Source organism: Streptomyces sp. NPDC031111, from assembly GCF_055570675.1.
Window position 1 is genome coordinate 695,242 of the sequence record NZ_JBVIGS010000001.1, and the last position, 13,230, is coordinate 708,471.

Consider the following 13,230-nt stretch of genomic DNA (forward strand, 5'->3'; position numbering starts at 1 on the left):
GCTCAGCATTCAAGGGGCGCGGGGAACTGCGCAAAGGGGGTCTGGGGGCGAAGCCCCCAGAGACGGGACGGGAAGGGGCGGCGGGGCGAAAACCCCTAGTCCAAATACCCCCGCAACTGATCCGCAAAGGCATGGTCCCGCAACTTGTTGAGCGTCTTCGACTCGATCTGCCGAATCCGCTCCCGCGTCACCCCAAAGATCCGCCCGATCTCCTCCAGCGTCCGAGGCCGCCCATCCACCAGCCCGTACCGCAGCTGCACAACCTTCCGCTCCCGTTCCCCCAACGTCGACAGCACCGCCTCCAAATGCTCTCTGAGCAGCAGAAACGCCGCCGACTCCACAGGACTCGCCGCATCCCCGTCCTCGATCAGGTCCCCGAGCGCGACATCGTCCTCCTCACCCACCGGGGCATGCAGCGAAACCGGCTCCTGCGCCAGCCGCAGCACCTCCCCGACCCGCTCGGGAGGCAGATCGAGGTGCGCCGCGACCTCGTCCGGCGTCGGCTCGTACCCGCGCTCCTGAAGCATCCGCCGCTGCACGCGCACCACCCGGTTGATGAGCTCGACGACATGCACCGGCACCCGGATCGTCCGCGCCTGATCGGCCAGCGCCCGCGACATGGCCTGCCGAATCCACCACGTGGCGTACGTCGAGAACTTGTACCCGCGCGCGTAGTCGAACTTCTCCACCGCCCGGATCAGCCCGAGGTTGCCCTCCTGGACCAGGTCCAGCATGGTCAGCCCCCGGCCCACGTACCGCTTGGCGACGGACACGACGAGCCGCAGATTCGCCTCGATCAGCCGCCGCTTGGCCATCCGGCCCATGACGACGAGCCGGTCCAGGTCGAGGGCGAGGCGGCTGTCCAGGTCGGGGGTGAGGCGCAGCTTCTCCTCGGCGAACAGCCCCGCCTCGACGCGGCGGGCGAGCTCGACCTCCTCGGCGGCGGTCAGCAGCGGGATACGGCCGATCTCGCGCAGATACTGCCGGAACAGGTCCGACGAGGGACCGCCGCTCTCGGTCCGGACGGGCGCGGGCGCCTCGACGGGTTCGGCGGGTTCGGCGGAATCCAGGGCCTCGGCAGGAGGTTCGGCCGGGGGTTCGGCCGCCTCGGGCGGTGTCTCGGGGTGCTGCGCGACGCGGCTCTGCGGGGGCATGGCGACGAGGACGTCGGCGTCGGGCTGGGTGAGGGTCTGGGTCTGCACGGGGGCGACCTCCAGGATGATCGCTGCCAGAGGGTGGGGCAGCGGTACTTCGGGGGCGGAGTCGACGGCCTCGCCGCTGTCCGTCCCGTACGCGATGAGCGGAACCGCGGATGTCCGGGACCCGTCGACGACGGATCGGCCGCGCTCCGAGGACTCAGGCACCGCCACCCAGTGTGGGGTACGACACATCGTCCCCACGAGGGGCGTGCGATGACTTTTTGCGTCCGATCCGGAACCAGGGGTGACCGCCCGGTCACCGCCTGCGGATATCCGGATGCCGGGCGCGCCCGTGTTCTGGGACGATCCGCGGGTGTCCGCTTCCCTGTACGAAACCCACCTGTACGAAACCCATGTGACGGTCCGCTGCTCCGGCCCCGAGGAGTCGGAGGCGCTGCGCCGGTGGGCCGGAGCGGCCGGTCTCAAGCTGACCCACATCGTGCTGTCCCGGGGCCGGATGCGCGACCAGCCCATGCTCACCCTGTCCGGCTCCCGCGGCTACGCCGAGGAGTCCGCGCGGGCCCGTGAGGTCGCCCGCCGGCTGCGGACGGACGGGTTCGAGCCCGTACGCGTGAAGATCGAGTCGACTCCCTGGGCGCCGGAGGTGCCGGACGGCCCGTGCGGGGACGGGCGGTACTTCGAGCACCACGCCAAGCTGCTGCTGGCCGCGGGGACGGATCTGGACGCCCTGGCCGCCGTGGTCGTACCGCACGGCGCCCATCTGTCGTGGAACGCCCGGCGGGTGCGGGACGGCGCACGGCACGAGCGGTTCGTCACCCAGCGCTGCCACGGGGTGGACGCCGAGGGTGCCGGGCGCGCCCTGGAACGGCTGCTGGCGGACCTGGACGGTTATGAAGTGCTGAGCGTGGAGCGGGAGTTCGTGCTGCACGACAGCGATGTGTCGGTGGACGAAGGATGGCTCACGGAGCCTTTGGGGGTGGACGGGGAATGAGCGGCACGAGCTGGCGGAACTTCGGCTGGCGCAGTGAGGAGATACCGCGCGAGACGCTGGACGAGGACACCCGCGCCGCGGTCGACCTGCCGCGGACGCTTCAGTGGGTGCCGGGGGACGACGTGGTGCAGCGCCCCGTGTTCGACCCCGCCCTGAAGCACCATCAGAACGCCTACCGCGCGACCGACCCCCGGTTCGCCGACCCGACGCGGGACGACTCGTGGCGGGCGGCGCGACGCCGGGCGCTGGACCTCGTGCTGACCGCGATCGCGGACTCCGAGTGGGTGGACGCACTGGTGCTGCGCGGCAGCGTGCTGATGTCGGCCTGGTTCGGCGACGCCGCCCGCGAGCCGGGCGACCTGGACTTCGTCGTCGTACCGCACACGTGGCGGATCGACGACGGGCGGACGGAGCGGATGCTGGCCGGGATCGCAGGGGCCGCGCAGGCGCTGGCCGACGCACGCGGGCGGGACGTCGGCATCTCGGCCCGGGGCGCCGTCGTCGAGGACATCTGGACCTACGACCGGGTGCCGGGGCGGCGCATGGTGCTGCCGTGGGGCTCACCGGGCCTGCCCGGCGGCCATGTGCAGCTCGACTTCGTGTTCAACGAGCGGCTGCCCGAGGACCCCGAGCCGGTGGAGCTGCCGGGCGGCGCGATCGTGCAGGCGGCGACGCCGGAGCTGTCCCTGGCGTGGAAGCTGATGTGGCTGATCAACGACGCGCACGGGCAGGGCAAGGACCTGTACGACGCCGTGCTCCTGGCCGAGCGGTACCCCCTGCGCCGCGAGCTGCTGCACGAGGTGTTCCGGCTGTCGGGCGAGTGGCCGTTTCCCAACGACGAGCGGATCCGGCTGAAGGACGTGGTGGAGGCGGTCGGGTACGTCGAGTGGAACCACTTCGTCACGGAGTACCCGCGGTTCGAGCACGCCGAGCGGGAGTTCGCCGACCGGCTGGTGCGGGCGGTGACGCCCACGTTCGCGGAGGCCTGAGCCCGTCCCCCTACAGCGCCCCGGCGCCGTGCTCCCGCAGTGCCTGGTCGTACTGCTGGAGGACCCACAGTTCGTTCTGCACGGAGGCCAGTTCGGCCGGGTCGCCGTGGGTGCCGAGGCGGGTGAGGCGGCTGGAGATGTCGCGGATGCGGCGCTCGACGGCGCGGCGGCGCACGGTGACCAGCTGGGCGCCGGCGTAGGTCTCGTCGACCTCCTTGACGCCCCGGTGCAGCATGATCGCCTCGACGGCGAGTTCGGTCACCATGGCGCGGACGGTGTCGTCGGGGGCCGCGTCGCGGACCCGGATCAGGTACTCCTGCGGGTCCTGGACGCCGTACTCCGCTCCGCCCGCGTCCAGGATCGCCTGGCGTACGGCCGCGTAGGGCGGGGCGGTGAACTCGTCGACGCCGTACGCGTCGAAGGCCGGGGAGACCAGTTCCGGGCGCTGGAGGGCGAGCTTGAGGAGCTCGCGCTCGGTGGCGAAGACCGGGTTGCGGAGGTTCAGGGCGGGGCCGCGCGGGGCCGACGGGGCGGGGGCGTACTGCTGTCCGCCGCCGCCCTGCTGACGGCGGTCCGGCGCCGGGCCCTTGCCGCCGCGCTCACGCGCCCAGCGGGCGAGCTGGGCGACCCGTTTGACGACGAACTGGGTGTCGAGGATGCCGAGCATGCCGGCCAGCTCGACGGCGACCTCGTGCTGGGCGCCGCTGTTCTTGATCCGGGCGACGATCGGGGCGGCCTCGTCGAGGGCGGCGGCCCGGCCGGCCGGGGTGTCCAGGTCGTAGCGGCGCACCACCTGGCGCAGCGCGAACTCGAAGAGCGGGGTACGGGGTTCCACCAGGTCGGCGACGGCCTCGTCGCCCTTGGCCAGGCGCAGGTCGCAGGGGTCCATGCCGTCGGGGGCGATGGCGATGTAGGTCTCGGCGGCGAACTTCTGGTCGTCCTCGAAGGCGCGCAGGGCCGCCTTCTGGCCGGCCGCGTCGCCGTCGAAGGTGAAGATCACGCGGGCGCTGCCGTTGTCCATGAGCAGCCGGCGCAGGATCTTGATGTGGTCGCCGCCGAATGCGGTGCCGCAGGTGGCGATGGCGGTCGTGACGCCCGCGAGGTGGCAGGCCATGACGTCGGTGTAGCCCTCGACGACGACCGCGCGGGACGCCTTCGCGATGTCCTTCTTCGCCAGGTCGATGCCGTACAGGACCTGGGACTTCCTGTAGATCGCCGTGTCGGGGGTGTTGAGGTACTTCGGGCCGTTGTCCGCCTCGTAGAGCTTGCGGGCGCCGAAGCCGACGACATCCCCGCCGATGTCGCGGATGGGCCACATCAGCCGGCCGCGGAAGCGGTCGATGGGGCCGCGGCGGCCCTCCTGGGAGAGCCCGGAGAGGATCAGCTCCTTGTCGCTGAAGCCCTTGCCGCGCAGGAAGCGGGTGAGGTGGTCCCAGCCCTGGGGGCTGTAGCCGACGCCGAAGTGGAGGGCCGCGGCCTGGTCGAAGCCGCGCTCGGCGAGGAAGGCGCGGCCGGTGTCCGCCTCGGGACTGGTCGCGAGCTGCTCCGCGTACCACTCGGCGGCGATCTTGTGGGCCTCGACCAGGCGGATGCGCTCACCGCGCTGGTGGGTGGGGTTGTACCCGCCCTCCTCGTAGCGCAGGGTGATGCCGGCCTGACCGGCGAGGCGCTCGACCGCCTCCGAGAAGGAGAGGTGGTCGATCTTCATCACGAACGTGATGGTGTCGCCGCCCTCCTGGCAGCCGAAGCAGTGGAAGAGTCCCTTGCTCGGGCTGACCTGGAAGGACGGCGACTTCTCGTCGTGGAACGGGCAGAGACCCTTGAGGTTCCCGCCACCCGCGTTCCGCAGCTGGAGATACTCGGACACCACGGCGTCGATCGGAACCGCGTCCCGAACCGCCTTCACGTCCTCATCATTGATCCGCCCAGCCACGCGTGAATTCTACGGGGCCGAACTGACACCCCGGGGAGCTGAAGCGCCCCTGAAGGGGCGCGGGGAACTGCGCGACAAGCCACAACGCACCAGCACTCGCGCACGCGCAGAACCCGGCAGCCCCCTAGGCGACAAGACCCTCCAACGGCACATGCGGGTCCGCCAAAGCCTCCGTGTCCACCTGGTCCTGGGACCGAATCAACCGCTGGATCGGATCCGTGACATCCCACACATTCACATTCATCCCCGCGAGCACACGCCCCTCCTTCACCCAGAACGCGATGAATTCGCGCTTCCCCGCATCGCCCCGGATCACCACCTGGTCGTACGACCCCGGCGGCGCCCACCCCGAGTACTCCATCCCCAGGTCGTACTGATCGGTGAAGAAGTAGGGAACGCGATCGTAGATCCCGTCCCGGCCCAGCATGGAGCGGGCGGCCGCCGGCCCGCCGTTCAGCGCGTTGGCCCAGTGCTCCACCCGCAGCCGCGTGTCGAACAGGCCGTGCGGGAAGGAGGCCACGTCACCGGCCGCGTAGACGTCCGGGTCGGACGTCCGCAGCCGCTCGTCGACGAGGACGCCCCCGCCCGCCGCACGGTCGGCGAGCTCCAGTCCCGCCGCCTCCGCGAGAGCGACCCGCGGGGCCGCGCCGATCGCCGCGAGGACGGCGTGCGCGGGGTGCTCCTCGCCGTCGTCGGTGCGGGCGGCGAGGACCATGCCGTCCTGGCCGGTGATCTCGGTGAGCGTGGCACCGAAGTGGAAACGGACGCCGTGCTCGACGTGCAGCTCCGCGAAGAGCTGGCCGAGCTCGGGGCCGAGGACCGAGTGCAGCGGGGTCGGGCCCCGGTGGACGACCGTGACCTCCGCGCCGTACTCCCGGGCAGCCGCCGCGATCTCCAGGCCGATCCAGCCGGCGCCGGCGATCACCAGATGGCCGTTGTCGCGGCCGAGGGAGGTCAGGACACCCTTGAGGCGCTCGGCGTGGGCGAGGCGGCGCAGATGGTGGACGCCCGCGAGGCCGGTGCCCGGGATGTCGAGGCGGCGGGGCTCGGCGCCGGTGGCCAGCAGCAGCTTGTCGTAGCGGACGACGGTGCCGTCCTCGCCGAAGCGGACGGTCTTCGCGGCGCGGTCGATGGCGTCGACGGTCTGGCCGAGGTGGAGTTCGATGTCGTGGCGCGCGTACCAGGCGGGCTCGTGCACGAAGACGCTGTCCCGTTCCTCCTTGCCGAGGAGGTAGCCCTTGGAGAGGGGCGGACGCTCGTACGGGTGGTCGCGTTCGTCGCAGATCAGTATCACGCGGCCGGTGAAGCCCTCCGTTCGCAGCGTTTCGGCCGCCTTCGCGCCGGCCAGGCCGCCTCCGACGATGACGAATGTCTGATCCGCGTCGACCACGTGATGCCTCCTCGTAACGGTGTCGCCACCTGCGAGCGTCCCGCACGCAGGGTGTTGCCGGAAGGGGAAGTGACCCGATCAGGCCATCCCGGTCATGCCTGCCCCGTGAGACGGGCGTGAAGCGAACGGGCCGAGGCGTCCGTGAGCGAGGCGATCTGGTCGACGATCACCCGCTTGCGGGCCCTGTCGTCGGCGGCCCGGTCGAACAGGGTGCGGAACTGCGGGTCCAGGCCCTCGGGGGCGCGGGAGGTGAGCGCCTCGGCCAGTTCGAGGACGACGATCCGCTGGTCGGCGCGGAGCCGCTCCTGCTCGGCGCGCTGCATCACATAGAGGTCGGCGACCGCCTTGAGGACGGCACACTCCATGCGCGTGCCGCGCGGCACGACGAGTTCGGCGCCGTACCGGGTGAGGCGCCCCTCGCCGTGGGCCCGGCGGGTGGCGCTCTCGGCGGCGAGGCAGAAGCGGCCGATGAGCTGGCTGGTGGCGTCCTTGAGGCGGGCCTGGGCGACTGCCGTGCCGTCGTAGCCGTGCGGCCACCACTCCTGGGCGAGGAGGCGGTCGAGGGCCTCCGCCAGTTCGGCGGGGTCGGTGCCGGCGTCGACGTACCGGCCGACGGCGACGGCGAAGACCTCCTGGCGTTCGGGTTCGGCGTGGAGGCAGCCGGGGTCGATGTGGCCCGCGTGCAGACCGTCCTCCACGTCGTGCACCGAGTACGCCACGTCGTCGGACCAGTCCATGACCTGGGCCTCGAAGCAGGTGCGGGTGCCGGGGGCGGCCTCGCGGACCCAGTCGAAGACGGGGCGGTCGTCGTCGTAGACGCCGAACTTCGGGGAGGCCGGGTCGGTGGGGTGGGCGCCCCGGGGCCACGGGTACTTGGTGGCGGCGTCGAGGGCGGCGCGGGTGAGGTTGAGGCCGACGGAGCCCTCGGGGGTGAACCGTTTGGGTTCGATGCGGGTGAGGAGGCGGAGGGACTGGGCGTTGCCCTCGAAGCCGCCGCAGTCCTCGGCGAACTCGTTCAGCGCCTGTTCGCCGTTGTGGCCGAAGGGTGGGTGGCCGAGGTCGTGGGAGAGGCAGGCGGCCTCGACGAGGTCGGGGTCGCAGCCGAGGGCGGCGCCGAGTTCCCGGCCGACCTGGGCGCATTCGAGGGAGTGGGTGAGGCGGGTGCGGGGACTGGCGTCCCAGGCCTGGCTCTGGTCTCCCGGGGTGACGACCTGTGTCTTTCCGGCGAGGCGGCGGAGGGCGGCGGAGTGCAGTACGCGGGCACGGTCGCGTTGGAAGGCGGTGCGGCCGGGGCGTTTGTCGGGCTCGGGAGCCCAGCGGGCGACTGACGTCGGGTCGTATGGGGTGTCGGTGCCTTCCATGCCCTTGACAGTACGGGTCAGGGGTGACAACCGCCCCGGGGGCGCTGCCCCCGGACCCCCGCTCCTCAAACGCCGGAGGGGCTGGTTTCAGCCCGTCCGGCGTTTGAGGACGAGGCCCGAAGGGCCGAAAGGGGGGTCTGGGGGCGCAGCCCTCAGGGATGAACTCTCAGTCCACCTCCGCCACCGCCTCCGCGAACTGCGCCTTGTACAGGCGGGCGTACGCCCCGTCCGCCGCCAGCAGCTTCTCGTGCGCGCCCTGTTCGACGATCGAACCGTCCTCCATGACCAGAATCGTGTCCGCGTCCCGAATCGTCGACAACCGGTGCGCGATCACGAACGACGTCCGCCCGTGCGCCAGCCGCGCCATCGCCTTCTGGATCAGCACCTCCGTCCGCGTGTCCACGGAACTCGTCGCCTCGTCCAGCACCAGGATCACCGGATCCGACAGGAACGCCCGCGCGATCGTGATCAGCTGCTTCTCACCCGCGCTGACCCCGCTCCCCTCGTCGTCGATCACCGTGTCGTACCCGTCGGGCAGCGTACGGACGAACCGGTCCGCGTGCGCGGCCCGCGCCGCCTCCTCGATCTCCTCCCGCGTGACCTCCCGGGACGCCCCGTACGCGATGTTCTCCGCGATCGTGCCGCCGAACAGCCAGGTGTCCTGGAGCACCATCCCGATCCCGGCCCGCAGTTCGTCCCGGGACATCCGCGCGATGTCGACCCCGTCCAGCGTGATCCGCCCGCCGGACACCTCGTAGAACCGCATCAGCAGGTTCACGAGAGTCGTCTTGCCGGCCCCCGTCGGCCCGACGATCGCCACCGTCCGGCCCGGCTCGACCGTCAGCGACAGGTCCTCGATCAGCGGCTTCTCCGGGTCGTACCGGAACGACACACGCTCCAGCTCCACCCGCCCGCGCAGGTCGGCCGGCTTCTCGGCCGCAGACGGGTCGGCCTCCTGCTCCTCGGCGTCCAGCAGTTCGAAGACCCGCTCGGCCGAGGCGACACCCGACTGCACCAGGTTCGCCATCGAGGCGACCTGCGTCAGCGGCATGGAGAACTGCCGCGAGTACTGGATGAACGCCTGCACGTCACCGATGGACAGCGAGCCCGACGCGACCCGCAGCCCGCCCACGACCGCCACCAGCACATAGTTGATGTTCGACACGAAGAACATCAGCGGCTGCATGACGCCGCTGTTGAACTGCGCCTTGAACCCGGCCTCGTACAGCGCCTCGTTCTCCTCGGCGAACTTCCGCGCCGACTCCTCCTGCCGCCCGAACACCTTCACCAGGGTGTGCCCGGTGTACATCTCCTCGATGTGCGCGTTGAGCGTGCCCGTCGAGCGCCACTGCTGCACGAAGTGCGGCTGCGACCGCTTGCCGACGCGCGTGGCGACGACGAACGACAGCGGCACCGTCACCAGCGCGACCAGCGCGAGGATCCACGAGACGTAGAACATCATCGCGAGCACACCGATGATGGTGAGCAGCGAGTTGATCAGCTGGCCCATCGACTGCTGGAGCGTCTGCCCGATGTTGTCGATGTCGTTGGTGGCGCGGCTCAGCACCTCACCGCGCTGCCGTTTGTCGAAGTACGACAGCGGCAGCCGCGACAGCTTCGTCTGCACGTCCTCGCGCATCCGGAACATGGTGCGGTTGACCGCCCGGTTCACCAGCCGGGTCGCGACCGCCATCAGCAGCCCGGCGACCGTGAAGACCGCCAGCGCGAACAGCAGGACGTTGCCCACGGCCGTGAAGTCGATGCCCTCGCCGGGGGTGAAGTCGGTGCCGCGGAGCATGTCGGCGACATCGTCGTCGCCCCGCTCCCGCATCGAGTCGAGCACCTGTTCCTTGGTGGCGCCGTCCGGCATCTCGCGTCCGACGATGCCGGCGAAGACCAGGTCGGTCGCCCTGCCGAGGATCTTCGGCCCGATCACACTGAGGCCCACGCTCAGCACGACACAGGCCAGCAGCCCGTAGATCGTGAGGCGTTCGGGTCCGAACCGGGCGATCAGCCGTCTGCTCGACCCCTTGAAGTCGATCGACCGCTGGTCGGGGCCGCCGCCGGCCATCATCCGTCCTCCGGGCCCCGCCATCAGGCAGCCTCCGCTTCCGTCAGCTGGGAGAGCACGATCTCCCGGTAGGTCTCGTTGTCCGCCATCAGCTCGTGGTGCCGGCCGGTGCCGACGACCCGGCCCTCGTCCAGGACCACGATCCGGTCGGCGTCCCGGATGGTCGCCACCCGCTGGGCGACGATCACCACGGTCGCCTCGGCCGTCTCCCGGGCGAGCGCCGTCCGCAGGGCCGCGTCGGTGGCGTAGTCGAGCGCGGAGAAGGAGTCGTCGAAGAGGTAGATCTCCGGTCGCTGCACCAGCGTCCGGGCGATCGCCAGACGCTGGCGCTGACCGCCGGAGACGTTCGTCCCGCCCTGGGCGATCGGCGCGTCGAGTCCGCCCTCCAGCCGCTCGACGAAGTCCTTGCCCTGCGCCACCTCCAGCGCGTGCCACAGCTCCTCGTCCGTGGCGTCCGGATTGCCGTAGCGCAGGTTCGTCGCCACCGTGCCCGCGAAGAGATACGGCTTCTGCGGCACCAGCCCTACCGTCTTCGCGAGCAGTTGCGGCTCGACGTCCGCCACGGGCACGCCGTCCACCAGCACTTCGCCGTCGGTCGCGTCGAACAGCCGGGGGACGAGGCCGAGCAGCGTGGACTTGCCGCTGCCGGTCGAACCGATCACGGCGGTGACCTCACCGGGCCGCGCCACCAGGTCGACCGCCTTCAGCACCGGCTCCTCGGCACCCGGGTAGCGGAAGCCCGCGCCCCGGACCTCCAGATGACCGTGCCGGCGCAGCTCGGTGACCGGCGCGACCGGCGGCACCACGCTCGACGAGGTGTCCAGCACCTCGTGGATGCGCTCGGCGCACACCTCGGCGCGCGGCACCATCATGAACATGAAGGTGGCCATCATCACGGACATGACGATCTGCATCAGATAGGCGAGGAACGCGGTCAGATCACCGATCTGCATCCCGCCGCTGTCGATGCGGTGCGCGCCGAACCACACCACCGCGATCGACGACAGGTTCACCACCGTCATGACCACCGGGAACATCAGCGCGAGCAGATTGCCCGTGCGCAGCGACACATCGGTCAGCTCGGTGTTGGACTTCCGGAACCGCTCCTGCTCGTACTCGTCCCGGACGAAGGCGCGGATCACGCGGTTGCCGGTGATCTGCTCGCGCAGCACCCGGTTCACCGTGTCGAGCCGCTCCTGCATGGTCCGGAACAGCGGCCGCAGCCGCCGTACGATCAGCGTCACGCAGATGCCGAGCACCGGCACCACCGCGACCAGCACCCCGGACAGCGGAACGTCCAGGCCGAGCGCCATCACGATGCCGCCCACACACATGATCGGCGCGGACACCATCAGCGTGAACGTCATCAGCACCAGCATCTGCACCTGCTGGACGTCGTTCGTGGTCCGGGTGATCAGCGAGGGCGCGCCGAAGTGGCCCACCTCACGCGCGGAGAACGACTGCACCCGGTCGAACACGGCGGCGCGTACGTCCCGCCCCAGTGCCGACGCGGTCCGGGCGCCGTAGAACACGGCACCGATGTTGCACACGACCTGGATCAGCGAGATGCCGATCATCAGGGCGCCGTAGGCCAGGATGTAGCCGGAGTCCCCTTCGACGACACCCTGGTCGATGATGTCCGCGTTGAGCGTGGGCAGGTAGAGCGAGGCGCAGGTCTGCAGGAACTGCAGCAGCACCAAGAGGGAGATGGGTCTCTTGTACGGCCCGAGATAGGTCCGCAGGAGTCGTATGAGCACGCTTAATCTCTCGGAGTGGTCGGCGGGGGCGATGGTTGCCCGTGGCCCCTATCGTCGAACACTCCACCCGCGTTACCTCAACCGAATTAAATCGGCGCGCCCCCTACGGGCGGAAGGCACCCGGATGCGTCTGCTCCCGCACCGACACGAACTGCTGGCGCACCGCCTGCCCCACCGCCAGCTCCTCGCCCGGGTCCAGCACCTGCGCCACCGCGCCCTGCCAGACCGGCGGGGTACGAGGATCGAGGGTGCCCTGCGACACACCGAGCGCCCAGGCCGCCTGCCGGGCCGCGCCGATCGCCGCGTAGTCCGCCGGCTGCGGCACCACCACCTGCGCCCCGAACAGCGAGGGCGCCGCCGACTGCACGGCGGGCAGTTCCGCGGCCGGCCCCAGCAGGAAGACCCGCCGCACCTCCACGCCCCGGCCGCGCAGCACGTCCAGCGCGTCCGCGAGCCCGCACAGCATCCCCTCGAACGCGGCCCGCGCCAGATGCTCCGGCTTCATCGACTCGCGCCGCAGCCCCGCCAGCGTCCCGGCGGTGTGCGGCAGATTCGGGGTGCGCTCACCCTCCAGATACGGCAGCAGTACCAGCCCGTGCGCCCCCGGCGTCGACTTCATCGCCAGGTCGGACAGGCTGTCCAGATCCGGCACGCCGAGCAGCTCGGCCGTACCGCGCAGTGCGCGCACGGCGTTCAGGGTGGTGACGACGGGCAGATGCATGCCCGTCGCGTCCGCCAGCGAGGTGATCATCCCGTGCTGGTCGACCAGCGCCTCGGGGTGCACGGCCATCACGGACCCGGACGCGCCCAGCGACACCACCGCGTCGCCCAGCCCGATCCCCAGCCCGAACGCCGCGGCCATCGTCTCGCCCGTACCGGCGGAGATCAGCAGCCCCTCCGGCGTCGTACCGGCCGCGTCCGCCGGGCCGATCACCTCGGGGAGCATCGCCTGGTGCCCCAGCGCCAGCTCGACCAGATCGGGCCGGTAGCCGCCGGTGGCCGCCGCCCAGTAACCGGTGCCGGACGCCCCGCCCCGGTCGGTGGTCCGCCGCACCGGCCGGCCCAGCAGCTGCCACACCAGCCAGTCGTGCGCCTGAAGCAGTACGGCGGTCCGCGCGGCGTTCTCCGGTTCGGTCCGCGCCATCCAGCGCAGCTTGGTCACCGGCTGCGCGGCCTGCGGCACACAGCCCACGGCCTGCGCCCACGCCTCGCGCCCGCCGAGCGCGTCGATCAGATCGGCCGCCGCGACCTGCGCCCGCTTGTCGCCGCCGGTCATCGCCGGCCGCACGGTGTTGCCCTGGGCGTCCAGCGGCACCAGCGCGTTCTGCTGGGCGGAGACGCCGATGGCCTGCACGCCCTCGAGCAGCCCGCCGCCCGCCGCCTCGCCCAGCGACAGCAGCCAGGCCTGCGGGTCGACGTCCGAGGGCCTGGCGCCGGCGTCGGCGCCGCTCTGGGCCGGATGCTGGGCGTATCCCTGCCTGAGCACGGCTCCCGTGTCCGTGTCACAGACGACGATGCGAGTGAAATCCGGCGCGCTGTCCAGTCCGGCGACTATCCCCATACGGCGATTTTGCCGTA

The 13,230-nt window shown here is 71.2% G+C and carries 9 protein-coding genes; 2 read left to right on the forward strand and 7 right to left on the reverse strand.

Annotated features, from left to right (window positions below):
- Positions 1 to 95: 95 nt before the first annotated feature.
- Positions 96 to 1,364, reverse strand: a complete 1,269-nt coding sequence (locus tag ACZ470_RS03065) for an RNA polymerase sigma factor (protein WP_468423847.1) — start codon at positions 1,362 to 1,364, stop codon at positions 96 to 98.
- Between the two features lie 112 nt (positions 1,365 to 1,476).
- Between ACZ470_RS03065 and ACZ470_RS03070 the strand changes: the two genes are divergently transcribed.
- Both ACZ470_RS03070 and ACZ470_RS03075 read left to right on the forward strand, forming a co-directional pair.
- Positions 1,477 to 2,151: a hypothetical protein gene (locus ACZ470_RS03070; RefSeq protein WP_468423849.1), complete on the forward strand. Its 675-nt coding sequence runs from the start codon at positions 1,477 to 1,479 to the stop codon at positions 2,149 to 2,151.
- Positions 2,148 to 3,140 (forward strand): nucleotidyl transferase AbiEii/AbiGii toxin family protein, encoded by a 993-nt coding sequence (locus tag ACZ470_RS03075; protein WP_468423850.1) that lies wholly within the window; start codon positions 2,148 to 2,150, stop codon positions 3,138 to 3,140. Before ACZ470_RS03070 ends, ACZ470_RS03075 begins: the two co-directional genes overlap by 4 nt.
- A 10-nt stretch (positions 3,141 to 3,150) precedes the next feature.
- Here ACZ470_RS03075 and dnaG read toward each other — a convergent pair whose 3' ends face one another.
- From dnaG to ACZ470_RS03105, 6 genes are all read right to left on the reverse strand, one after another.
- Positions 3,151 to 5,073, reverse strand: coding sequence for a DNA primase (dnaG, locus tag ACZ470_RS03080; RefSeq protein ID WP_468423852.1), 1,923 nt, complete (start codon positions 5,071 to 5,073; stop codon positions 3,151 to 3,153).
- A 124-nt stretch (positions 5,074 to 5,197) separates the two neighbouring features.
- Positions 5,198 to 6,463 (reverse strand): NAD(P)/FAD-dependent oxidoreductase, encoded by a 1,266-nt coding sequence (locus ACZ470_RS03085; protein WP_468423854.1) that lies wholly within the window; start codon positions 6,461 to 6,463, stop codon positions 5,198 to 5,200.
- A 92-nt stretch (positions 6,464 to 6,555) separates the two neighbouring features.
- Positions 6,556 to 7,824: a deoxyguanosinetriphosphate triphosphohydrolase gene (locus ACZ470_RS03090; protein WP_468423856.1), complete on the reverse strand. Its 1,269-nt coding sequence runs from the start codon at positions 7,822 to 7,824 to the stop codon at positions 6,556 to 6,558.
- A 166-nt stretch (positions 7,825 to 7,990) separates the two neighbouring features.
- Complete coding sequence (locus ACZ470_RS03095) at positions 7,991 to 9,919, reverse strand: ABC transporter ATP-binding protein (RefSeq protein ID WP_468423858.1); 1,929 nt, start codon at positions 9,917 to 9,919, stop codon at positions 7,991 to 7,993.
- Entirely contained in the window at positions 9,919 to 11,652 is a 1,734-nt protein-coding gene (locus tag ACZ470_RS03100; protein ID WP_468423859.1) for an ABC transporter ATP-binding protein, read from the reverse strand. Before ACZ470_RS03100 ends, ACZ470_RS03095 begins: the two co-directional genes overlap by 1 nt.
- A 103-nt stretch (positions 11,653 to 11,755) precedes the next feature.
- The gene (locus ACZ470_RS03105; RefSeq protein ID WP_468423860.1) at positions 11,756 to 13,213 is read right to left on the reverse strand and encodes an FGGY family carbohydrate kinase; all 1,458 of its coding nucleotides are present in this window, start codon (positions 13,211 to 13,213) and stop codon (positions 11,756 to 11,758) included.
- Positions 13,214 to 13,230 lie beyond the last annotated feature (17 nt).